Annotated in this window: 17 protein-coding genes, 1 tRNA gene and 1 pseudogene; 7 read left to right on the forward strand and 12 right to left on the reverse strand. The window is 40.1% G+C overall.

The features are described from left to right. Both I3257_RS09675 and I3257_RS09680 read left to right on the forward strand, forming a co-directional pair. Window positions 1–661, forward strand: a pseudogene (locus tag I3257_RS09675) (hypothetical protein); the annotation flags it as partial. 4 nt (window positions 662–665) lie between these two features. Beyond that, window positions 666–2,378: an AAA family ATPase gene (locus I3257_RS09680; RefSeq protein ID WP_238049608.1), complete on the forward strand. Its 1,713-nt coding sequence runs from the start codon at window positions 666–668 to the stop codon at window positions 2,376–2,378. Between the two features lie 51 nt (window positions 2,379–2,429). Here the strand turns inward: I3257_RS09680 and I3257_RS09685 are convergent, their stop codons facing one another. From I3257_RS09685 to I3257_RS09695, 3 genes are all read right to left on the reverse strand, one after another. Continuing rightward, on the reverse strand, window positions 2,430–3,107 hold the full coding sequence (locus tag I3257_RS09685) for a hypothetical protein (protein ID WP_238049610.1): 678 nt from the start codon (window positions 3,105–3,107) through the stop codon (window positions 2,430–2,432). Window positions 3,108–3,146: 39 nt separating this feature from the next. Beyond that, window positions 3,147–3,866, reverse strand: coding sequence for a DUF805 domain-containing protein (locus I3257_RS09690; RefSeq protein ID WP_238049612.1), 720 nt, complete (start codon window positions 3,864–3,866; stop codon window positions 3,147–3,149). A 558-nt stretch (window positions 3,867–4,424) separates the two neighbouring features. Further along, entirely contained in the window at window positions 4,425–5,063 is a 639-nt protein-coding gene (locus I3257_RS09695) for a helix-turn-helix domain-containing protein (RefSeq protein WP_238049614.1), read from the reverse strand. A gap of 307 nt (window positions 5,064–5,370) precedes the next feature. Here I3257_RS09695 and I3257_RS09700 point away from each other — a divergent pair, with 307 nt between their 5' ends. From I3257_RS09700 to I3257_RS09710, 3 genes are read left to right on the forward strand one after another with little or no spacing between them, the layout of a single operon-like run. After that, window positions 5,371–5,697, forward strand: a complete 327-nt coding sequence (locus I3257_RS09700) for a hypothetical protein (RefSeq protein WP_238049616.1) — start codon at window positions 5,371–5,373, stop codon at window positions 5,695–5,697. Next, on the forward strand, window positions 5,697–8,021 hold the full coding sequence (locus tag I3257_RS09705; protein WP_218690661.1) for a hypothetical protein: 2,325 nt from the start codon (window positions 5,697–5,699) through the stop codon (window positions 8,019–8,021). Before I3257_RS09700 ends, I3257_RS09705 begins: the two co-directional genes overlap by 1 nt. Further along, a complete protein-coding gene (locus I3257_RS09710; RefSeq protein WP_218690662.1) occupies window positions 8,014–11,268 on the forward strand; it encodes a site-specific integrase in 3,255 nt (1,084 codons plus the stop codon). Before I3257_RS09705 ends, I3257_RS09710 begins: the two co-directional genes overlap by 8 nt. A gap of 57 nt (window positions 11,269–11,325) precedes the next feature. Here the strand turns inward: I3257_RS09710 and I3257_RS09715 are convergent, their stop codons facing one another. The 8 genes from I3257_RS09715 to I3257_RS09750 all read right to left on the reverse strand — a co-directional run bounded on the left by I3257_RS09715 (window position 11,326) and on the right by I3257_RS09750 (window position 21,342). Next, the gene (locus I3257_RS09715; RefSeq protein WP_218689752.1) at window positions 11,326–12,597 is read right to left on the reverse strand and encodes a tyrosine-type recombinase/integrase; all 1,272 of its coding nucleotides are present in this window, start codon (window positions 12,595–12,597) and stop codon (window positions 11,326–11,328) included. A gap of 171 nt (window positions 12,598–12,768) precedes the next feature. Beyond that, a tRNA-Ile gene (locus tag I3257_RS09720) sits at window positions 12,769–12,845 on the reverse strand. Window positions 12,846–12,940: 95 nt separating this feature from the next. Beyond that, complete coding sequence (locus tag I3257_RS09725) at window positions 12,941–13,105, reverse strand: SDR family oxidoreductase (RefSeq protein WP_238049618.1); 165 nt, start codon at window positions 13,103–13,105, stop codon at window positions 12,941–12,943. Window positions 13,106–13,119: 14 nt separating this feature from the next. Next, window positions 13,120–14,307, reverse strand: a complete 1,188-nt coding sequence (locus tag I3257_RS09730) for a tRNA nucleotidyltransferase (protein WP_238049620.1) — start codon at window positions 14,305–14,307, stop codon at window positions 13,120–13,122. Window positions 14,308–14,514: 207 nt separating this feature from the next. Further along, entirely contained in the window at window positions 14,515–16,836 is a 2,322-nt protein-coding gene (locus tag I3257_RS09735) for an NADP-dependent malic enzyme (RefSeq protein WP_060491229.1), read from the reverse strand. A gap of 359 nt (window positions 16,837–17,195) precedes the next feature. Next, window positions 17,196–18,662 (reverse strand): protein adenylyltransferase SelO family protein, encoded by a 1,467-nt coding sequence (locus I3257_RS09740; protein WP_238049622.1) that lies wholly within the window; start codon window positions 18,660–18,662, stop codon window positions 17,196–17,198. 323 nt (window positions 18,663–18,985) lie between these two features. Next, window positions 18,986–20,164 (reverse strand): fatty acid desaturase, encoded by a 1,179-nt coding sequence (locus I3257_RS09745; protein ID WP_201539756.1) that lies wholly within the window; start codon window positions 20,162–20,164, stop codon window positions 18,986–18,988. 449 nt (window positions 20,165–20,613) lie between these two features. Continuing rightward, window positions 20,614–21,342, reverse strand: coding sequence for a glycerophosphodiester phosphodiesterase (locus tag I3257_RS09750; RefSeq protein WP_238049623.1), 729 nt, complete (start codon window positions 21,340–21,342; stop codon window positions 20,614–20,616). 437 nt (window positions 21,343–21,779) lie between these two features. Here I3257_RS09750 and I3257_RS09755 point away from each other — a divergent pair, with 437 nt between their 5' ends. Continuing rightward, window positions 21,780–22,715 carry a hypothetical protein gene (locus I3257_RS09755; RefSeq protein ID WP_238049625.1) on the forward strand — a complete coding sequence of 312 codons (936 nt, stop codon included), beginning with the start codon at window positions 21,780–21,782 and terminating at the stop codon, window positions 22,713–22,715. A 169-nt stretch (window positions 22,716–22,884) separates the two neighbouring features. On the opposite strand, the gene I3257_RS09760 is transcribed toward I3257_RS09755, so the two are convergent. Next, window positions 22,885–23,481 (reverse strand): cob(I)yrinic acid a,c-diamide adenosyltransferase, encoded by a 597-nt coding sequence (locus tag I3257_RS09760; RefSeq protein WP_109592647.1) that lies wholly within the window; start codon window positions 23,479–23,481, stop codon window positions 22,885–22,887. Window positions 23,482–23,698: 217 nt separating this feature from the next. Here I3257_RS09760 and cysS point away from each other — a divergent pair, with 217 nt between their 5' ends. Next, window positions 23,699–25,159 carry a cysteine--tRNA ligase gene (gene cysS / locus I3257_RS09765; protein WP_238049627.1) on the forward strand — a complete coding sequence of 487 codons (1,461 nt, stop codon included), beginning with the start codon at window positions 23,699–23,701 and terminating at the stop codon, window positions 25,157–25,159. Window positions 25,160–25,324 lie beyond the last annotated feature (165 nt).

Here is a 25,324-nt window from a genome sequence, read left to right on the forward strand (position 1 = left end):
GGTTAATACGCTTAGTTTACCAAGTTTAGTTGTACGGTTTATTCAGCATAGCTCAGCGCAGAAATTATCATATTCAGGTAATAAAGATGCCGATAAGAGAGTGCAAGAGCTTGATGATGCCGAGCGATTACTTGATGAGCGTAGTGATGATCGTGATACCAAAGAGAAAGTTAAAACAAGTTTGACTAAAACATTAATTGAATTAGACGAATATCAAGAACAAGGAGCTTGGCCTAAAGCAGAGCTTGATCTTGAAGATGCTATTGAAGATTTGCGTGAGATTAATAATGAAAAAGGGAATGCTCAGTTTAGTGGTTTATTAACTGAGTTTGAAGCACAAGCCCGCCAGATTATATCCAAACAAGATGCACAAAGTGCTGCAAAACTTACAGAAGAAGTTAGAAGTGCTGCATTTAGCTTACATCGTCAAGATCCTGCTTTCTGGGTTGGTATGCTAGAGTATATGGATTATGGGTTTGACGATATTCAGTGGACTGATCGTGATGCTGCGTTTAGAGGTATCCAACATGCGAAACGCTTATTGCAAACAAGCCCTTCTCTTGACCAGTTGCAAGATGCTGTTGTCACCATTATGGGGCTAATGAAACCTGAAAGTAGGGCTGAAATGAATAACGTTGACACTAGTCTGCTGCGTAAGTAATGAGATGACTAATTCAGCATTTATTCGTGGCGATTTGATTGATAGTAAGTATTACGTAGACTTTTTTCTATATGAAGATGAGATAACTGAAACATATAGAGTTAAAACCAATAAAAATGAGCTTAAGTATCTTAAGCTCATTAAGTCTGAGTGTACGTCTATTTTGGAGGTGGAAGCTCTAAAAGAAGCACTATACTTGATAAATAAAAATAGCCACCAAAGTATTCTGACCTGCTCTGAGTTGCAAGCTTTACGCGTAGAAGGTCAATTCCAGTATTACTTTATACATGATTTCGTTCATGGGGAGTCTTTAAAACAGCGATTAGATAGAGAAATTAGTATAGCTGTATATGATGCGTGCAAAATGATAAGAGCAAGCTTTGATGTACTATCAAATGCTGGCATGTCTTCTACTCAGGTTTTAACTCCAAATGATATCTTTATAAACTACTTAGATGAAAAGGGGAGTGTATGCATATTCCCTTTAGATTTAACCCGCTATATAAAACACACAGAGTCATCTATACCTCGCTACTCATTGGCTTATCGAAGTAGGGATGAGGAACATAATACGAACTATTCACTAGCAACTTTGCTGTATAGGTGTCTGTTTGGTTTTTTACCTTGGCAGTATGATATTGAATGGACAGCTACTTACAAAGCAGTAGAGTATCAGGTCTTTTCTTACCGAGATTCAAACCCTCTAAGTCAATCAACATTTTACTCTCAGCACATACCGGACGATTTAAAAAGTATTGTTTTTCAAGCTTTAAATAATATAGGGGTAAACGAGTTTAGCAAGAAGTTAGACTTATTTATAAAGCAGTACTATGAGTTTCCTTATTATGAAGATATTCAGCTACCTAATAGTGAAACAAGAAACATCAAGCTTAAGGTATCAGAAGATTCTCATTATAAGAGTGCTCATGTCGGTCTAAGCAAAGTAGCAGGGATGATGGACCTCAAGTCGCTATTAATCACTGATATCATTGAGCCTTTAAAAAATAAGCAGACTTATAAAGAATATGGGATTAAGCCACTTAACGGCTTATTGTTTTATGGTCCTCCTGGCTGTGGCAAAACTTTTATAGCAAAACAACTTGCTGCTGAATTGGGTTATACATTCTTTGAAATTAAACCTTCTGACTTGGCCAGCACTTATGTACATGGTACTCAAGAAAAGATTGGCAAGCTATTTTTAGAAGCCAGCCTTAAGGCACCTTCGGTGATATTTATTGATGAGGTTGATGCAGTAATGCCAAGTCGTGATAGTGCACATATGGGTCAACACTATTCTTCAGAAGTTAATGAATTTCTCGCTCAGCTCACAGAATGTAGTGAGAAAGGCATTCTTACCATTATGGCTACAAATAGGCCTGATGCAATAGACAAAGCGATTCTAAGAACTGGTAGAGTTGATAAAGCGGTTTATATACCTCTGCCTGACTTTGATACTCGTAAAGAGATGCTGAAGATTCTCTTGAAAGGACGACCTATAGATAGTGGTTTGGATCTTGACTCTATAGCCATGTTGATGGCGCATTATACTTCCAGTGATATTAATTATATGGTCAATGAAGCGGCCAAACTTGCCCTGAAAGAAAATAGTAAAATTGGTCATGAACATTTAACGGAAGTGCTTCGCAAAACGAAATCATCTGTTAATTATGATCAGCTCGAAAAGTATGACTCTTTTACTGAGTTCCAAAGGTTTTAATTTTTTCTGTTTTAAGGCCTTAATCCAAGCTATGAGAATGTTGGTTACGAACTATCTATTAATTATTTTTAAGCTCTTTAGAGACTTAATAAACAAAGGCTTCCATACTTTTTCATCACTCAATCTATAAGATACGGTGACAAGGTGTTCCCTATCATTATTCTCAAAATAATACGCTCTAACAGCAACATAAGGGTTATTGCCTAATTGCCGTAAGTAACTTATTTCTAAAGCGTTTTGGTCGTTTATTTTCACAGGGTTAATACCGTACCAGCGTATTATTTTGATATTAATTTTAGCTAAAGATTGAGTTGTTTGGGTACGTAGTTGTTTGCTTAGTTGGTTACGTTCAAAGGCTGTAAGAGCATAAGGATCTTTCAAAGATGCGTATTCAGAGTAATTACCTAATGTTGTATGAATAATTATTCTAGCATAAGTATTAAATCCATTTTTATCGAAGCTATTCAAGCCTTTCTGCTGAAACACATAGCGGCCATCTTTTGATAATCCTAAGTCTGCTCTAGCATTAATTATTTCCAAAACCTCGTTATTAAGTTCTTTATATCTTCCTCCTTGAAGCTCCATACTTAACGGAATTGAAATTTCTCCGAGATTAGGAATAGAGTATTTTTGAAAATTAATATCAGAAGCATTGGATAATGATGACGCTAATAGTAGTAGCATCTGCAACAATAGGATGTCAAAATTGGTTTTGGCTTTTGAAAACATATTTTAATTCTCGAAGAATTTTATTTTACTTTGCATTTCTTATAAAAGCCTAGTCACCTTAGCTGGTGGACCCCATTTATTGTTTTGTGGAGAAGTGTTTTTACAGAGAAAGAATAGTATAACTATCCAACCTATAACTGGGATAAACCATAGTAATTGCCACCACCCTGATCTTCCAATATCATGCAAACGTCTTGTTCCAACAGCACAAATTGGGATAAGTAGCATTAAATTGATAATAGCTATAAAACTAAGAAGAGGTAATGCGCTTTCATAGCTTATATATTCTAAATTTATTATATATATGATTATTCTAGATATTTGAATTAAAATAATGGTAGCTAAATAAAAATACCAATACTCTTTTCTTCTTGCACGGCCCCTAAAGTCGGCAAAGTTTTTGAGTGCTTTTAATACCCAGCTGATAAAGCCGTATTTATTTTCGACCTGATATTTTTCATATTCCGCTGATTTTAGGTGTTCTATATCAATCGGGCTAGTTGAGTTATTAGTATGAGGTCTTAATGATTCTGGAGTAGCAGCAGGATTAGTCAACTCTTGGTTATATATCGTTTTATTTCTGTAGAACATCTCGTCTATGCTTCCTGTTCTAGAAAAAGTGAACTCTACTTCATCTTTAGGCACTGGCAGATTTTGTTCAGACCAGCTATAACCACTAAATATATATTTTTCACCATTACTTGCTTCTAAGCATCCTGAATTATTTTTACGATCATAGCTAGTTATCCTACCTTGCATTTATTCATACCTTTATATGTGAACCGCCCCGAGTATATCGGAGGCTATTTATTTAAGTTAGGTTACTAGTCTTAACTGATTAAGATTATCATAATAGCGTTTTTCAAACTCCAATATCAATCAAGCCACCTGAATGTTTCTAAAGATAGTAAGAACCCGCTAAAACATACCAGCAAATGACTAGTGGTTTTTTTGTATAATCAAGCCGATTGCTTTAATTTCCATAAACCTCTTACTGATAATGCTATACCCTGAGAAATTCATGACATTCACACCTGAGAAGGAAGAGCTGTGTTATCAGGCTTCATCTTATTTATGAGTAAAAATTAAGCTTTATACTCTTATTTAGTTAGAGTGGATACGTTCAAAGCCCTTAAGAAGTGACTTTTAACCACACTTATTAAGGGCTTTTTTTATATAGACTTAATATTCATATCACTACATTAATAATACCGGAGTACTTTCTATAGATCATTTACTGATAATAGTCTGAGATATACTGCACCAGGTTCAGGCTTGATATCTCCAAAATAAAAACCGTCAATTAAAAAACTGCTGTCACGTACTACTTTGACTGGACCTACTCAGCCGATAATCAAGCTTGGCCCGACTGATATTAAGTAGACGGGCAGCTTTAGAGACATTACCATCACATTTACTTAAAGCTGCTTGAATGATTTTGTCATTAAAGTGTTCTAGATCAAAACCTTCATAAAACAGGTTTTCAAGTGCACAATTAGCGATCTTATCATCCACGAGCTGTAAGCTACCACTGGTGGCAGATATCTTAAGTTTTTGCTCGCTTTCACTAATATCTTCTTTAATACTTGGTAGTAGTAGATCGCTCACATCAATCCAGTTATGACCTTCATTCAGGATGACCGCGCGTTCGGTGACGTTTTGAAGTTCACGTATATTACCTGGCCACGTATGTAAGCTGAGATGCTCTCGAGCTTGATCGGTAAATCCCTGAATATTTTTTTGATACATAGCAGCATATTTTTGTAGAAAAAATTTAGCCAATAACAATATGTCTTGTTTACGTTCTCTCAAAGGAGGCAGATGGATAGGAAAGGTACTCAGTCTATAATATAGGTCTTGGCGAAACTTACCTTGCGCGACTGCTGCTTGTAAGTCTTCATTGGTTGCTACAATGACTCGAATATCAACTGCTATATCAAACCCCGATATTAACAACAACACCTGAGAAAAATGAATTTCATATCTCGGTCTTCTAAGCTATACAAACAATAGTATATAAGAGTTTTCAAATCATTAGACTAAAATAAATCCGTGGCATATGGAGATGTTATTTATATTTTGGACACCATAGTATTGGGGTGTGTGCCACCTAATAAGTTATAGTTTAAATTAATATTTGGTCTACTCTAGCAGTGAATCCTTCTTCGCTATCGATGTTAATTTTAAAACTATAACTTAATAAAAATAAATATCAGATCAAAATTTTTTAAAATTATAATCTCCCAAGTTAATGTCTACGGATTTGACAGCAAAGGTCAATAGTGATTATCCGTGTTTAATTACGCCTGAAAGTATTAAAGATATTCAGCAGCTGGCATGGATGGAGGTTATAGATTTGATTTTCTTGAAAGATGCGCACCATCCTGATTTATTTAAAGCACTTAAAGGTACGGCACCTCGAAGCGTCATATGCCAACTAATGGGCATTAGATATCTGACTATAAAAGGCTATTGCCGTTTTGCAGGCATTAGTCAAAGTAGTTATGAATATATGCAATGTAAATTTGAACTAGAAGAGCGTGTTATAGGTATCCCTCAAAATATGAACTGGCTGAGTGATGTACCCTAATGAATATAAAGAAATTTGATAACAACGAATTAAAAATGGTTCTAGATCAGCTAGTACCACTTGATTCACCGCACTATATAAAAGTGCAAAATCTAATTATTAATCTTATTCAGATTAAACCTAGCTTTTGTCTTTGCGTTGGTGAACATGCCAGCCTAGTTATGCCAGTATTTACATCGTCTGAATGTGAAACTATCGTCAGGACAGTCATCAAGGGAAAAAAGATTGAGGATTGGGCAGTCACTTATATGCTGGTCTTGTTTTACCAGAAGTATGGTCAAGCACATATTGATAATGAAGCATGGCAGTTTATGAGTGCATATCTGCAAGTCATCATTATGATCGCTATACGTAAAGATGACCACTCCGCCAAAGTCAATCAGCTAAGTGTGCGTCTAAGGATGGGTTTAAAGGACAATAACCCACAATCTGAGATTGTTAAAAAATTGATTAGTATTCATGCTCAACATGCTTCACTCACAGATGTATTAGCGGCGTTACGTCAATACGAAGCCCAAATCGGAAATGATGAAAAGTTAGGCAGGATCGTTAATAAAAAGCTGGCTGGTAAAATTAGCCAGATCAGACTTGCTTATGAAGTGGTTGCAGAGAACAAAGCGTTTGTAGGTAAAACCTATAGCAATTCACAAAACAATGATCTTAATAAAGAACACGCTAATAAGCGATACCTAGATAGTGATGATGAGCCAATACGAGTCACAATATTTGGCAGACCCCATAAAAATGATAACGTGGCGGACGCTGAAAATATTGCTGATGATGACCCGCCTGCGCTCCTAGACAATGATTTTAAACCCTCCAGTACAACCGCTAAATCTTCAGAACTACAGCAATGGAAGCTAAAAAATAATTATCGACATGCCCGCCGTAATCAGTTTTATTTTCCTACCAACCTACGTCAACTAAGCCTACTAAGCTATCAAGTGCTATTTGCTCGGGTGTGGCAGCTTTTTATTATTGTCAGTTATAAGCAGCGTCAGGTTTATGCGGTCATATTACTATCACTATTAAGTGGTCGGAAGATCCAAGACGTAATTTATGAGTTAGAACTGGATAAAAGTCAGCGCAAGTGGTTGAGTCATGATAACGGTTCGGCTGCTGATAGTTATGCTATGAGTAATACTATTAACGTAACTTCGAATCGTAGGAGCCACTTATTACCGCATCGTCAAAGCCATGATAATGAATTTAAATTACCTCTGCCAGCTAGGCTACAAGCAGTTATTGAAAATAAGTTTTTGGTGGATAGTGATGAAGTATCTGAAGTGCTGGCAAGCTTAAAAACGCAACTAGAGCTACCAGTGTTATCAAATCAGCATATTGACGCTTGTTTATATACAGTTATAAAGAATGAGCTGCAAGAGCCATTACATGCCGACATGATTACTGGGGTTGACGTGAAACACAGCTCGCCCTTGTATTACACCAGTATTGAGACGATAAGCTTAGAGAGGACCTACTACAGCGCTATACAGCTATTGACTGAATACTGTACTGCAGACAGCCAAGGTGAGCTGCGACAGCTTAGTATGTCTAGCACCAAAAGCAATCGATATAAAAAATATATCGGTAGTGACATGACTTTGAATACTGATATCTGTCAAAAGTTTTTTGATGAGCTTGCTGAGGCAGCTGAGAGTTATAACGGTCGATTAAAGCGGAACGTAAGCATAAGGCAGGACCGTTATATTGAGCAGTTTAATGCTTATAGTGTCTGGCTATGGCACATCATCTTTATTCAGACTGGGATTAGACCTGTAAAGCATGCGCCTGGGCTTTTAAATCAATTTGATTTTAGGCAGCGGCTGTTATGGGTGTCGGATAAAGAAGAGCGTCATGGACAAGGGCAGGGAAGGCTTATTCCTCTTAGTGATTTCTTAATCACAGCTATTCAGAATTATATTGAATATATCAAGCAATTTGCGGTCATGCATAATTCTATATATCCCAATGATCAATTTCCTATAAATAACGTTTTCAACTCTAGTCAGCCACTCATTCAGCTATTTAGTCAAAATCCCAAAGGGTTTGCCGGTATTACGCCTAGTAAGGTTCGCTATCAGATAAAACATTTTTTTAGTCACCAAGATAATTGGCTAAGACATCAATTACGTTCACTACTAACGAATAGGTCTCCTGAGCATTTGATCTGCGCTTTATATGGTCATGAACATCCCGATCAGGAAGCTATGCATCCAATGTCGTCATTATCCATTAATGAGCTAAAAGAATTATCCGCTGACTTAGATAAAGTTGCTATTCGGCTTAACCTACGACAAGTTAAGGTGAATATATATGGATAATGCGGTTGCCCATCAGTTAAGAGAAGAAAATAAAAGTAAAAGTCATGAAGCTATCAAAAATGAGGCTAAGGTTTTGATAGCTTCGTATGTTGATGACAATCACATACCCACAGGGACAGATCTAACTGAATATTATCAAGCTATCGATAGTGTACTTGAAATGCATTTTGATACTGCGCATACCTATTATCTAGCCAGACAAGGGTTTTTAGAATATATACGGAGTTATAACAAAGCTCATGAACTGAATCTAGATGAACCAGTTGTGCCAGTCATAGCAGAGCGCGATAATTTAACAATATCTTATGATTGGATGGTGAATGGCACTCAAGTGAGTCATGCTAGCCAGCAGATGATTGAAATATGGCAACGAAAAAAAAGGTTCTCAAACAATGATTTTATTGAGTCGGCGCTCTACTGTAGCGTGATGTACGGGGGATTAGATGACATAGATGTGTTAAAAGCACTTTATCAATGGCTCCTAGGCGAACGTGAGATATACCAATTGCAGGTACCAGCAACTGATGAGTTACCAGGTTCAGGTATCGACCATGAGAGTTTGGCGCTAATCTTGCTAAGTATTGATGATGACAATTACGGTTGTTCTCATACGCAAGGTCATACTTCAGGGGATATATCTGATACAAGCTTACAGCGCTATGTCGAGTACATACCTGACGATATGACACTTTGCTTTTTATATGCGCTAAAAGATAAAAAGTTAAAAAAAGAAGGTGTGAAATCGTTTGAAACCATTATTAATGAGATTTGTAAGAAGCTAAAACTACAGAATAAAGATAAAAGTAAACCACATTTATCACAATTAATAAAATACGCTGACTATCATTGGCGGCAGATGAAAGGGGGCGATATAGACACTGCGCTGGCTATTGTTAGACAGGGCAGGATTAAAACGACGGGCTTAACTACAAATAAGCTTATTAATTATAATCAAGAGGTGTTTAAATCAAACCCACAGCCGCTTACTTGGTCAGAGTTGTTTGTAGCAAGTTATTCGGGATCAGACAAAAAAAGCACCAATAGTAGAGATTATCCAAGCTTTAGTAAGAATCTTATTAAAGAGGTTCAAGATGCCCTTAAAGGTAGTAAAGCATCCGCTATTATACAAGTAGAGCTGTTACAGCAGGAGTTAACCCAACCCAACGCCATGCGTCTTTTAGGATGGGTAAAGAGCTTATTGAATGATAGCAATAACAGGTTAGATACCATCAGTAAATATCTGGGATGTATTGGTCGGGATTGGCTGATGCTAACAATGGATGAGGAGCTTGATGAATGGTCTGATGAAGACTTTGAAGCTGTATATGAGGAGATTATTCAAAGTAAGATTAAGGATGGAAGAAAGCATTCTATTTTGCACAAAGACTCAGGCTTTGGTGAAGGCAATCTAGATACGGATGATGATTTAGTTGGCTGTGCAGACGATGTGTTAAGTCAAGGTAGTCTCAATGTCTTGAATAATGAGCATCTAAGCAAAAATAAAGTTTCATATCTGGATAAGCTCAAAGATACTCAAAAATTTACTTACGGCAGACTACGAGCTTTTCATGATTATCAGCGAACACACTACGATGCTCCATATGTGTATTTCCCGTGGGGTAATAAACGCCAAGTGGTAAATGCGAACATGATATCGCCTCGGATATATCATGCGATGAAAGAATATATAGTTAACTCAGAGCTAGACCTTGAGCAAAAAAGATTATGTTTACTAATCTTGAGTCTTGCATACCGAACAGGAATGCGAATTAAAGAACTTATCGGTATTAAAGTCGGTGATATAGCAGATATCTATACTGATGAGCATGGACAAAGAATAGAGCAGCCACAAATATGGCTAAGACCAAATCGCTATCGGAGATTGAAAAGTAGCAGCGCAAGTCGCCTTATAGCGGTTAACTGCCTACTTAAGAAAGACGAGCTAAAACAATTTACTCAGTTATATCGTCAGCAGAAAAGATTGAAGCGTCGTTACTTGTTTTCTCAAGGTTCAGGTGATCAGCCGTTACCCAGTGTGGTTTTTAGTAATCTCATGAAGTTAATTTGGGATAGATTGCTAGGAGAGCACGACTTCACATTTCATAGCTTTCGGCATACAGCTATTAGTCAGCAGGCGTTAGTATTAAGTAATTCGCCATTGGCACAGGTAATGACTGATTATGATAATGAGCAGTGTGGGAGAGTTATTGAAGGTATCCTTGGCTATCACAAGTATCAAGGCACTTGGTTTGGGCTAGCTAGCTTGGCAGGGCATTTAACGTGCGACACAACCTTCGAGCATTATATTCATACTGCTCATCTGCTGGCAGGGGAGCGGCTGAGTAACGCTTGCTTGGAGCTACCTATAACAGTTTTAGAGCTAATAACAGGACTAGATTACTCTATCATTTATAGGCAAGACAAAACTGCCTATGATGCAACGACAAAGACGGTGCAGTTAGATAAGATAAGATCATACTTTCTTAAAAAAATAGCTGTTAATAGAACTCCATTATTTAAGAATATAGATGAACCTAATAGCAATGCTATCCAGCAACTGTTAAACCGTAACTTAAATGGATTTAATGAGTCGAATATAAATTCAATTTTCATTCATCCTAAATATGCAGACGTCATAGGTTTTCTGGAGGAATTGCAGAAGTTAAGCATAAACTCTCGAGATGAGATGTTACCTGAGACTGCTATTAGACATGGCATAAATCTGACTGAAGCTCAGTCTATGTATCATCGCGCTAGAAAGATATTTGATGATGATAGGTTGTTATTAGGTAGACCTAGAGGTAGTGAAAATCAGGCAACGTTAATTAGAGCATTAAATAGAGCGTATCAGATGTCTATAAACAATCCCGACCAGTTGAAATTATTTATTAAGATATTTATTTTAAAACAAAATCTTAAACCTGCATCAATACATTTTGGCATCAAGCAAGAGCAATTACAGCTATTGCTTGATTTCATGGCGGTAGGCTGTCAGCTTATTGATTCATCCCAATGGCAGATTAGAGCATCAAGTAAACAAGCCGTTATTGATCTAAAAAAGAGCCTTAGAATTGATAAGCAAGTAAGAATAGGGTCGCGTCAAAATTTTCACGGGTACGATGTACGCGTCATAGAAAAGAAGCGTAAAAGGTCTGATAAAAATATGGCTAAGACGGATAATTATGACGCTTCATCAGGTGTATTGAGATACCTAGGTTATCTGTTGATGGTGTTGGTGGAATTCTAAAGGCTATAGAGTTTGTTTGGTTTATATATGCAAATATATGACAAGTGAAGTATTTCTTTATATAAGTTGTTTTATAAAATCGCTTTGTGTCATGCCAGCATGCTGACAATAGAAAGACTCTATTGAGTTTAAGGCTTCTCTTAATTGCCGCTGTGACACTTGGATATACTGTAGGGTAACATCATCGCTTGATTTAGCTTCACGATGATTGAGCAAGCGTTTAAGGACTGGATAGCTGATGCTAGAGTGATTAGCTACCGTTCCAAAAGTGCGGCGCAAATCATGTGGCGTAATATACAAGTTTGCTTGATTACCTATGGTTTTGTAACTGCCACTTAAATCTTTTATATGATCATCGCTGGCTTGCAAGTCACTCGGGAATACCCATCGCTTGCCAGCGCTTAATCTGAATCTTTCTTTAAGCAGAGCCTGTAAAATATCACTAGTAGGCATATGATAATCAGAACCGTTTTTTGTATCTTTGAATACTATTCTGCCAGCTTTAAGGTCGACGTCAGACCACTTTAAGGGCTGTGCTTCATTTAAACGCACACCAGTGAACATAAAAAGCAGCATGATATCTCGTGCATTATTGCTATGGGGCGCTTGCATGTGTGAGCTTCTATCAACATAATTTAAAAGTGTTTTGAGGTACATACCTAAATATTCTTCTTCAACATGTCTAGTACGCGGCTTAACTATATTCCAATCTTTCTTGGCGTTAAGTATGCGTACTGGTTGCTCTTTAATTAAAAAGTCTTCGTTATCATCTAAAAAGCTATCACGGCAATAATTCCAAACTGACCTTAGAGCTCTCATAGTTGCGTTAGCCTGAGCTTCACTATGTTTACTTATCTCTTTATGCTTATCACTTACCATTGACTTAGATATATCGTTTAAGGATACATCTAGCCAGTCTCCCAGCTTCTTTAGTATTTGACGATCATAAGTGGTAATAGTGCCTTTAGCTAAACTAGTCTTTGCTGATTTAAAGTAGGTATATGCATCTCTCAGTGTTGGTACATTATTAGTCTTATCTTTAGTGTCTTCCAAGATCTCATGAAGCCCGTCATAAACATGCATACCTTTTTTTATGTTTGCCATCATTATGCTGGCTTTCTCACGCGCTTCGGTTAGCGTAATCAAGTGCGTTTCTTCTACTTCGTCTCTATACAGCTTTCCATTGATGCGCTTATGTAATGTATAGCGCTTTGACTGCTTGCCTACACGTAGCGCAAAACCAGTTAGTACATCGTCCATATAGGTTTCAGTGCCTTTATCGGTATAGTCTACTGAATCAACAAGTTTTTTGGTAAGTTTAGCTTTCATATATCACCCATGTAGCAGTATATAACCATAGTGTTATTAGTCATCATACTTTAATTACTACAAGGATCAAAGTATCAAGATAGTATCAAAAAATTAATTACATCAATGTATTTACATAAAATTTAAGCAATAAAAAACCCTTACAAGCCAATGCTTATAAGGGTTTAAATATGGTGGGCCCAGTAGGACTTGAACCTACGACCAAAGGATTATGAGTCCTCTGCTCTAACCAACTGAGCTATGGGCCCTAACGCTAGACGGACAATGATACCTGAATTTTTTAATTTTTCAAGTAAAAGATAGGTAGTAATCAAGATATTTTTTATGATGCTCTGCTTTTCTATCAAATATGACCACCAGACAATGTCAGGCTGCGACCACCATCAACAGTAATAATCTCAGCAGTAACATAATTGGCCTGTACGAGGTACAACACATGATGGGCAATCTCGTCAGGTCGACCTATACGCTGCATAGGAATTGAGTCAATGATATCGCGTTGCTGCATCTTTTTAAATTTTCTTAACATTGGTTTCGTACTTGCAAGTGCTCAATTCTGGCTTGTTGTAATGCCGCACCAATCGCAGGGCCTGTTAGTGCTGAGTCAATATCCTGCATACGAATGGCATGAAAGCTATTCAGCGCTAGCATCATCTGACGGTGCTGTGTTGCCAATTGCAACACGTGGCTGGTCACTAATAGCTGCGATAACTTATCAGGCTCTTTATGAGCGCCGCAAATTTGTATGAGGTCAATTTTTTCAGCCGCGCTTAAATGGCTTATTGTGCTTAGCTTTGTGGCTTGCTGAGCGAAGAGAGTCGCAAATTGAGTATGGGTTTTTGGTACCTTAGCGGCGTTGCCTATATCATTGATACCTTTTATATTGGCTACTTTATTTACGTTTTCATTTGTATGTTCTGAGGTAAATAAAAATGAATTAAGGCTACTCATTAATAGCGCCCAACGTTGTGACAAGTTCAATTTCATTTGCCCTGCGAAATATAGCGCCGTCTGTACCGTTTCACGTATCTGAGTATTAGTCCAAGCTTCATGTAATGGCGCAAAATATTCTATGAGCGCACCAATCTCAAACAGTTGTTGCCAGTATACCTGCGGCGATAGCTGCATGGTTGCACGGCTAGATTCTTGCCAAATACGCTCTGCACTTAAATGCGCAAGCTCTCCAGAGTCGACCAATTGGCGCATCAAAGTCAAAGTTTCATCAGCAATGATAAAACCTAGGTCATAATAACGGCTATAGAATCGAGCGGTTCGAAGCACTCGTAGAGGGTCTTCGCTAAATGCACCTGATACATGACGCAAAATTTTGCTTTCTATATCAGCCATGCCACCATAATAGTCAATGACGTCACCGTTGATAGGCGTATCATCAGTTAAGCTGGTGACTTCTATCGCCATGGCATTAATCGTCAAGTCTCGACGTTGTAGATCTTCTTTTAAGCTGACGTCAGGACTGGCATGTACGCTAAAGCCTTTATACCCCAAGCCTTCTTTGCGTTCAGTGCGTGCCAGTGCGTATTCTTCATGGCTATTAGGATGCAAAAATACAGGGAAATCTGCACCCACTTGCTGGAATCCTGCATCAAGCATTTCTGCAACAGTTGCACCAACGACGACAAAATCTTTATCTTTAATAGGACGTGCTAACAGTTGATCGCGTACCGCGCCGCCGACAAGGTAAATTTGCATGAATGCCTCTATCTTTTATTTTTATTGAGCCAGTGATGACTGTTACTGAATAAGGCTACGTTGCGTCTTAGCCAATGTATAACAAGCAAAAAAAACCAGTCAACGCTATTTAATATCATTGACTGGTTTTAGTATAGCAGACGGTCTCTATAAATGAATAACAGAGACCATCTCGATAACACATACTACTAGGTAGCGCAGGATATATTACTGATTTTCGCTCGCCAAATCTTGAGCTTCAGTAACGGAAAGAGCAGTCATATTGACGATACCACGTGCAGTTGCTGATGGTGTGAGAATATGTACCGGTTTGCTAGTACCTAATAAAATAGGACCAATAGAGGCGCTACCAGTTGCTGTCTTGAGTAGGTTAAAGGCAATATTTGAGGCGTCAAGTGTTGGCAAGATGAGCAGATTTGCAGCACCTTTCAACGGACTTGATGGCATGTTGTTTAAACGAATATGTTCATTCAACGCGGCGTCACCTTGCATCTCGCCGTCGAATTCAAAGTCTACATTCATATCTGTCAGCAGTTCATAGACCTTGCGCATTTTTACAGCACTGGTGCGATTTGAAGCGCCAAAGTTAGAGTGAGAAACTAGTGCGACACGTGGTGTAATGCCAAAGCGACGTAACTGATCAACCGCCAAGACAGTCATTTCAGCCAATTGTTCAGCCGTTGGATCTTCGTGGATATAAGTATCGGCGATGAAAATATTACGATCTTGCATGAGTACCGCATTCATAGCATAGAAGTCATTCACACCTTCTTTTTTGCCAATAACGCTTTGTACATATTTTAAGTGCAACTGATAATGGCTAAACGTACCACATACCATACCATCTGCAGCGCCATTTTCGACCAATAGTGAGCCAATCAATGTGGTCTTACGACGAACATCACGGCGAGCAAGTTCAATACTCACACCAAGACGTTTGTTCTTCTCGTAGTAACCCTGCCAGTAGTCTTTATAACGAGGATCGTCATCGATATTGACGATAGAGATGTTCACACCATCTTTTAGACGTAACCCTAGTTTTTCGATATTGGCTTCGATGACTGAAGGACGACCAATTAAAATAGGTTGGGCTAGCTTTTCATCAACGACCACTTGCACAGCAAGTAAGATATTATTGTCTTCACCTTCACAGTAAACGATGCGTTTTGGATCGGCTTTAGCGCGAGCAAAGATTGGTTTCATCACGAATGCAGAGTTATAGACAAACTCAGACAGACGCTGACGATAAGCTTGCATATCAGCGATAGGTAAGGTTGCAACGCCTGAGTCCATCGCAGCTTGAGCGACCGCAGACGCGATCTCGATGATTAGGTTTGGCTCTAAAGGTCCTGGAATCAAGTAATCACGACCGAAACTTTGCATTTTTTCAATGTTTCTAGCGCTGGTGGTCGGCGTTGCTTCAACGTGTGCCATCGCAGCGATAGCTCTTACACAAGCAACTTTCATCTCTTCGTTAACAGTCGTGGCACCAACATCTAATGCGCCGCGGAAGATATAAGGGAAGCATAAAGCGTTGTTTACTTGGTTTGGATAGTCTGAGCGACCCGTTGCCATGATGACATCTGGACGTACGGCGTGCGCCAATTCTGGCATGATCTCAGGCGTTGGGTTAGCAAGTGCAAAGACGATAGGGTCTTTTGCCATACGGCGAACCATATCTTCAGATAACGTACCAGGCATCGATAGACCAAGGAACATATCGACATCATCCATCACTTCGTCGATAGTGGTCGCAGTCGTCTCACGCGCATAGCGCTGTTTGGTTTCGTCAAGATTTTCACGGATAGTCGTAATGATACCGCGTGAATCTGAAACAAAGATATTATTTTTGTTTACACCAAGTGCGCAAATAATATCTAAACAAGAAATGGCGGCGGCACCGGCACCTGAACAGACGATTTTAATCTCTTCGATTTTTTTGCCAGTAATCAATAGCGCGTTGAGCATCGCTGCTGCAACAATGATTGAAGTACCATGTTGGTCATCATGAAATACTGGAATGTTCATGCGCTTACGTAATTCGCGCTCAATTTTGAAACATTCTGGTGCTTTGATGTCTTCTAGATTGATGCCACCGAAAGTAGGCTCAAGAGAAGCAACGGCTTCGATGAATTTATCTGGATCATTTTGCGCAATTTCAATATCAAAAACGTCGATACCTGCGAATTTTTTGAATAAAACCCCTTTACCTTCCATTACAGGCTTCGATGCCAATGGCCCGATATTACCTAGACCCAGTACCGCTGTACCGTTGGTGATAACACCAACCAAGTTGCTACGGGCGGTATATTTAGCCGCTAACGTCGGATCTCTTTGAATCTCAAGACAAGGAACTGCCACACCTGGTGAATAGGCAAGTGCTAAGTCACGTTGGTTTGCCAACTGCTTAATAGGGGTGACAGAGATTTTACCTGGACGTGGGAACTCATGATAATGTAAGGCAGCTTGTTCAAACTGCTCTTTTTCTGTACTAAGGTTATCCGTATTCAAAGTGGTATCGTCATTCATAATAATTGCCATGGTTAGAATAAATTGGAATAAAGTAAATGGAGATAAAAATAACGTTTTACCCTCAAAAAATCATGGAATAATAATCCTCTAAGGGCAACGTGACGCTAAACAGTTAATAATTTAAAGTGTCAGGATTAGCGATTAAGCATTGAGCCAAAAAAGTAATCTAGTGGAATAGTTATTCTAGCACTATTGCCAATTCACTGCCTAGTCAGCTGCCGTGAACGGCAAGAATAATATAGTAAAATGATATTCATTATTTAGCCAATTAATAATGCCAAAAAATAGGGTTAAATATCAACCTTAATCTTATAATGTTTCAAAATATTACAGAATAGCAGTTTAATAACATATCATTAAGACGAGCAACTAATCGGCATTTGCGGCGCATGTGGGGTAGGCGGCATCGTGTCGAGAAGGGTAGCGATTGCTTGTACCTGATAAGGGTTAGCCAGTAAATCGAATACTCGATTCACTTCTTCGAACTGTCCTTGTTCTGCTGCCGTAATGGCACGCTGCGCCATACTATTACGCAGTACATAAACAGGATTATTGTGCTGCATATCATCGATAGCTTGCTCAAGTGGCAGCTGCTGTATTTGCGCCATATAACGAGTCGACCAATCTTGCCAGACTTGCTGGGCATCATCGCTAAGCTCATTCGTCATGGTTGACAATAGCTGCTCTTCATAATGGTGCCCATTCGGCGCGACCAAACCGAGTAGCGCACGGAAGCTATTGGTATAGTCTAGCAAGTTGTCTTCTAGTAAGGTTAGCCATTCAAAAGCCAAGGTTAAGCTCTCTTTTGCATGCGTCAGCCCAAGCTTGAGGCACAGTCCTTGCTGATAGTGCTGCATAAAGGTTGGCTCATAAGGCGCTAGACAGTCTGCTAACGCCTCACGTGTTACGCCCTCTAAGCGCATAAAATGTGGCAGCCAAGCATTGAGATTCCAGTGACCGATAGCTGGCTGGTTTTGATAAGCGTAGCGACCAGTATGATCAGAGTGGTTGTTGATCCAAGCAGGGTTGAAGCGCTCCATAAAACCAAATGGACCAAAGTCTAAGGTGCTACCAGTGATAGAGATGTTGTCAGTATTCATCACGCCATGCGCAAAGCCAATCAGTTGCCAGTCAGCAATCATTCGTGCGGTTCGCTCAACCACCGTGGTTAAAAATGTCAGTATGGGAGCGTCACTATCACGGCACTCTGGATAATAAGTGTCGATCATATAATCAGTGAACTCAGCGAGTAAATCAGGAGCAAAGCTGGCAATCCACTCGATATGACCTAAGCGAATGTGACTATCAGCCACGCGCATCAATGCCGCACCTGCTTCCATGCGCTCACGGCGCACCCTCGTATTGGAGACAACAAATCCCAAAGCATTAGAGGAAGGAACACCTAATTGTGTAAGGGCATGACCACATAAATACTCGCGAATAGTACTGCGCAAGACAGCGCGACCATCACCCATCCGCGAGTAAGGCGTCAGACCAATGCCCTTAAGGTGCAAGTCTTGCAATTGATTATTGTGATCGAGCACTTGTGCCATTAGCAAGCCGCGCCCATCACCCAATTGGCCTGCCCATTGTCCAAATTGGTGACCCGCATAAACCATGGCCAATGGCTTAAAATCCGCTGGCACGTATTGACCACCGAGTATCTCTACCCAATGTGTCATTAAATCTTCATCATTTGTCCAGCCTAACTGCTGCGCAACTTGCATGTTGAAGTGTCCAGCACGTGGATTGTCCAGCGGCGTTGGCGGTTGCTCATGATAAAGGCGAGTGTCTAGATTGACATAGGTATTTTGATAGCGCATACAAGCCGTTCCTGCTTTTGAAATATAAGTAAAGTGTAGGGGCGATAAAAGCACTATAGCATAGCCTTGATATTACATCGTTTCACTCTGTCCATCTCTTGTAATAGCGCACCCAAAAACCATTAGTAATATTGAATGCATTTAGCCTATCAAACAAAGATATTGCTTCCACCTATCTTTTTTATTTTCATAAATCAATGTTCGACACGATCTATAAAAGATGAGCAAAAAAATCCCTCTATCTGCTACAAATAGAGGGAAGGAGAAGCTTTACAATTATTGTTCATCACAAAGGTAATAAAATACAGCTAAATAATCAGCAATTATGCCGCTTTTTTACTGATACCAATCGAGCGAAACGCGGTTTTTAAATTGCTATTATGCTCAAGAATTTTTTGTTCAATCTTAGCATAGTCGTGCTTTAGCTCATCTTCCACTTCATGCAAGCGATCGGCATATTCTGTCTTTTTCAGCTCAATCGTTTTGGCTTTGAGCGCTTGCCATTCTTCAACAGTCTGCATAAAGGCATCATATTCAAACTTAATACGATCTTGGAAGCTTTTCATGGCATGAGGAAGATCAAGACCGCCCACTGCTGCCGTATCAATCTGCTGCTGTGCCGCTTTAAATTGCATTTGTACTTCTGCATGCTTGATAGTGGTGTCATCAACGGTACGTAGCTCACTGGTTAAGCCCAGCTTTGATAGGCCAGCAATCAACCATTTAGTAGGATCATACTGCCACCATTTTACGCCGTTACGATAGTCGTATTGGAAGAAGTGATGGTAGTTATGATAACCCTCACCCCACGTAAAGATAGCTAAGAAGAAGTTATCGCGAGCAGTATTGGTATCCGTATAAGGACGCGTGCCAAACATATGACATAGCGAGTTAATAAAGAAGGTAAAGTGGTGCGTCAGTACTAGACGTAGTAAGCCTACGATGACCAAAGTACCCCAAACATCACCCAATAACCAACCGATCGCAGCGACCACACCGATGTTTAATGCCGCAACCCATAAACCGTAATATTTATGCTGAATCTGTAAGGTTCTATCTTTGGTTAGGTCAGGGATATTTTTATAGTCAAATTTACCGCTAGGATAATTGCGTAGCATCCAGCCCATATGACTAAAGAAAAAGCCACGCTTTGCTGAGTACGGGTCTTCTAAGCGGTCATCGACATGACGATGATGCGTACGGTGACCAGAAACCCAATCAAATGCTGAACCTTGTACGGCAAAGGTGGAACCTAGCAATAAAAAGTTTTTGACGATTGGATGCGCTTTATAAGCACGATGCGATAGCAGGCGATGATAACCAGCGGTAATACTAATGCCTGTCCATACCATAAAGGCACCAAATACGCCCCAAACTGGCGCGCTAACATCATGAGTAAACAAATACCATGGTGTAATGATCGCAGCAGCAATAGGTGTGGCTACCAAGATAGTCGCTGGAATCCAGTTGATCGGCGCTTTTGTAAACTCAAACTCGCGCATATCAATGCTGTCTTTTTTAGTAGAGACATCTTGCTCTCCCGCAGCATGGGCGTAGTTGCGTTTGGCAACAGGCTGCTCATTAAGCGAGCTTGCAGTTTTACTCTCGTCAAAACGTGTCTTAAAACGTGTGGCTTGAGTGCTGGCGGCTTTGATAAGCGTATCACCAGATTTGATAGCGAAACGTAAGCCTTTAAGCGGTAAGCCAAGTGCTTTTTTTGCAATCATATAATATCCCTAGCGGTATTAATTTAAGCCTATATGATACCTTAAAAAATCAATAAAGTGAACAGTTATACACTGTAAAAATATTGCTAAATAACAATAACTTGTATTGATTATGGAATGTATTAATGAAAATAATGGATGACTTATCAGGCATTGAGGAGAAGTGTAAGTAACACCGTAGATATGTAGATGATTTTAAATAAATCAAATAAAGGCGATGCTTATTAACCCAGCAGTAAATGACTTGGATAATCAGTGATGATAACGTCAGCTTGCCATGCGATCAGCTGTTTAATCGTGTCAATATCATTGACCGTCCACGCACTCACTGGCAAGCCATGACAGTGGCTATGTTTAATGACTGCTCGACTAATCAGCGGATAGTGGATACCTAGCTGAATACAGCCAAGTTGCAAGGCGGTATTCGGTGCAGTCATTAAGACTTCAGGTGTGCGAATGAGCAAGCCGCGAGAGATATGCTTTAGTAATGGATGACGTTGTAAGCGAACATGTAGCTCTACATCGAAACTGGTCAGCACAATGGGTAGTTTGGCAAGTGGGCTATCGATGAGGTTGTGTGTCAATGCTTTTACCAATTTAGCATAATCAGTACGGTCATGCGTTTTAATCTCCAGTTCAATATCAGTAAAGCCCTTTAGCAACGGCACTACCTGCCCTAATGTCATAATCTGATGACCAAACTGCGAATGGCGTTGAATCTCAGCAAGATTTAACTGATCAACACGTGCTTGCTGACCACACATGCGTTGCAGCGTGTCATCATGGAACACGATTAAATGACCATCCGCACTCAGTTGTACATCAAACTCAACCCCTGCTAAACCCTGAGTGTTGAGACGTTGAGCGTACTCAAAGCCTGAAAAGGTATTTTCTAATGCTTCGCCACGCGCACCGCGATGACCCAATAAAAGCGTGTTTTCGAAATTTATCATAATTTATATGGTTGGTTAGTGATACGCGCAATCATATAGTGCTAAAACAACAGCGTCTAATAAAATTTGCTCGATAAAGCAATATTACTATGTGGTTCCTTTTATCCAAAAACTTTATAGAGATGAGCTGAGCGAAATCTTAGAATAGGTTTACTGTCTGTCAAACATTCAACAGACCTAGTTAATCGCGGTAGTCTAAAAGCGTATTTATAACGAATTCATAAGTATGTATTTGTTATGTTTTTGCAACTAAATACAGGTTTTACCTATAATGAGGGGCGTTATTTGTATATCCATGGGCTACACTAATGAACATTTTATTTAAACACCGTATAATAATCTGGTTTTCAAACCTAGGGCAGCTAGGGTTGCGGTTTGAACATCAATCACTGTCCATCAGTGGCGGTACGTATTAGTAAATTGGGAGCAAAAGAAATATGAGCGTAGCAAATAAAAACGTGAGCAAGTGGTATAAAGTGGCTGGTATTGGCATGGTATGTGGTTTAGCGCTTGCTGGCTGTGATCGCTCAGAGAAGGAAGATACCACCGAGACGGCAGAGCTCACAGAGCAAGAGTCTGCGTCTACTGAAAACACCGCAGCTACTGCGGTAAGCTGTGATGACCCAATGGTACAAGATCGTCTCAAAACGGCTCTAAAAAACACGCTCAATCAACAAGCACAAACGCTGGCTGCCAACTACGCAAATGATGCAGAGATCAGTCTCGCTAGCGGCGCTATCACTAATAAAACCAACGGCATTGTGATTGATGTACAAAATGCTGCAGTCTTACAAGCAGCCAATGACAATGGTATGACGACTTGTCAGGCAAGTGTGAGCATGACGTTGCCAAGCGAAGATTTGTATCAAGCCAGTCAAGTACAAGCAGCCAACAATCTGCCGAGCCTACAATCACGCTTAGCGCAAAATAACATCCGTATCAATAACAACATGTTGGTTGATGATGCCTTTACCTATGTCGTTGGTACTCAAGGCGGTCAAGTACGCACACGTATTGCTGGGCAGCCAGCATTGATTACTGTGGTCGCCGATGTGATGGCAGGTTCTGTATTTAAATCAGCGATGGATGAGCAGCGTGCCCAACGTAGCGCAGAGCGCCGTGCAGCACAAAACGATGACAGTCAGTCAGCACCCGTTCGTCAGCCTCAAGTAGTCAAGCCAGTTGAGCCGATTCGTCCTACTCAGCCTGCCACGCCGCCGACTATCAACAATCCAAGCAGTAGTAATACGGATAGCAGCGCGTCAGCCACTCCTGAGGTCAAAACCCCAGCCACACCAGCCGTACCGAAATCAGTACCTAAAGATGAAAGTATCGATATGGTCATTATTGAAGATGACAGCGCTACTTACTAATTAGTAAGATTTAAGCTGTTCTCAAACAATATTGTCGTGACTGAATAGTATTAATCAGTCAGTAAAAAGCCCGCAGTGTTAAGGTTGCGGGCTTTTTTATATTTTATGCTAAACCTTAATTCTAGGGTCTGCTTTTAGCGTTTTAGTCCACTGAAGTAGTCCTGCGCAATTATTTTTTATCAGCGAATTTTTGTAATACCTGACTGTCCCATAAGACTTCAGAGACTTTATTGGGATCTGTACAAAAGCGAGCAGCGACAAACAACCAATCCGATAAGCGATTGATAAAGCTCACGGCCGTACTGCGAATCGCTTGTGGACGCTCTTGCTGTAATAGCACTGCTTGGCGCTCTGCACGGCGACAGATCGTACGTGCAACGTGTAGTTGGCTGACCAATACCGAACCTGTGGGCAAGATAAAATCTTTTAGCGGCGGCAAGGTCGTATTCATCACATCAATTTGCTGTTCTAACCATGTAATGTGAGTGGCATTGACGCCTTCATATTCTGGCATAGCCAGCTCACCACCGATATTAAACAATAAATGCTGAATGATGACTAACGCTTGAGAAAATTCCTTCTCTATAGACTGTCCTTTATTATGCTGTAACTGAGCACGTACCAGACCAATGTGTGAGTTAAGCTCGTCGATATCACCCATTACGCTAAATAGATTGTCTGCTTTGCTGACGCGGCTGCCGTCTGCCATGCCAGTGCTACCGTCATCTCCAGTACGCGTATATATTTTGCTTAAACGATTGCCCATATCTAAATCCTTAACAGTTTTTATGATTGAATGATGTTAGTTGCGGGCTCATTGTAGTATTTTATGGCTGTTTTCGCTAAGATAATGGGTTAGGTTTTATGTTGCCGCTGTTTTTACAGTTATAGCGACCATAGTCAGTGCTGTTTAATATCCAAACATTGATTATATTTTTGTTTTTATTTTATCTATTTCATTTATATTAAAAGGCTTTTTAACCATGACCACACCACTTGCCGATGCGATGTCTCAGCTTGCTATTCATGACTCACTGACTGGCGGAAAACGTCAGTTTGTACCACTCAAATCAGGGCAAGTAGGCATGTATGTGTGCGGTATGACCGTTTATGATTATTGTCATATTGGGCATGCGCGGGTGATGGTTGGTTTTGACATGGTAGTGCGCTGGTTGGCTCAGTTAGGCTATGACGTTAATTATGTGCGCAATATCACCGATATTGATGACAAAATCATCACTCGTGCCGCTGAGAACGGCGAAGAGATTGGTATGTTAACGCAGCGTTTTATTGAAGCCATGCACGAAGATGCAACCGCTCTTGGTTGCGAGATGCCAGACGCTGAGCCGCGCGCGACTGATCATATCGATGATATGCAGCAAATGATTGAGACCTTGGTCGCAGGCGACTATGCGTACGCAGGCGACAATGGTGATGTCTACTATGCCGTCGATAATTTTGCAGATTATGGTAAATTGTCTAAGCGTAATCTCGATGAGATGCAAGCAGGTTCACGTGTCGATGTCGAAAATGATAAGCGCAATCCGTTTGATTTTGTCTTATGGAAGGCAGCAAAACCCAATGAGCCACAATGGGCGTCACCATGGGGTCAAGGGCGTCCAGGTTGGCATATCGAATGTTCAGCGATGTCGACTAAGTGCTTAGGTAATACCTTTGATATTCATGGGGGTGGTCATGACTTGCAATTTCCGCATCACGAAAACGAGATAGCGCAGTCTGAAGCCGCGACTGGCTGTGAATACGCGCGTAACTGGATGCATGTCGGTTTCATTAATGTCGATGGCGAAAAAATGTCCAAGTCGTTGGGTAACTTTTTTACCATTCGTGACGTGATGGCAAGATATCTACCTGAAACGGTGCGCTTTTTCTTATTATCAAGCCATTATCGCAGCCAAGTCAATTTTTCTGATAACGCATTGGACGAAGCACATAATAGCCTAAGCAGATTATATAATGTGTTAAAATTGGCCGAACAACAAAAAGGGCAGACGCTTGTAGTCAGTGATACGCTGATAAATGATGTTTATAGCAGCAGTGCTGGACAAGACTTTATCAAAGCCATGAACGATGATTTTAATAGTTCAACGGCGATCAGTGTACTGTTTGGGCTGGCGCGTGATATTAATAAAGCTATTAAAGCCGAAGAGGTAGACACTGCATGGCAATTAGCAGAGCAGCTCAAAGCGTTGGCACAGGTACTCAATATTTTACAGCAGCCAGTTCAACAGTTTTTGCAAGCAGTGATTGGTGAACAGGCGGATGATGGTTTAACCGATGACACTATCGATAATTTAATCATTGAGCGTGCGGATGCCAAAACCAATAAAAACTTTGCGCGTGCTGATGAGATACGTGAGCAGCTAAAAGATGCTGGTATTGAGCTTGAAGACAGCCGTGCTGGCACGACATGGCGCCGCGCTTAAGGCAATCATGTTACAGAACACTCATATAGATAGTCATAAACTAAGTCAGCTTTGAGCTGGCTTTTTTTATAGGCTAAACTAGGGTATATCATCATTCTAAAAATGGTGCTAAGAACAAGATAAATTGCAGTCAAACCATAAAGATGAAGCTAAATTGGCTATGTA

This window comes from Psychrobacter sp. Ps7, from assembly GCF_022129225.1.
In the GTDB taxonomy this organism is placed as follows: Bacteria; Pseudomonadota; Gammaproteobacteria; order Pseudomonadales; family Moraxellaceae; genus Psychrobacter; species Psychrobacter immobilis_A.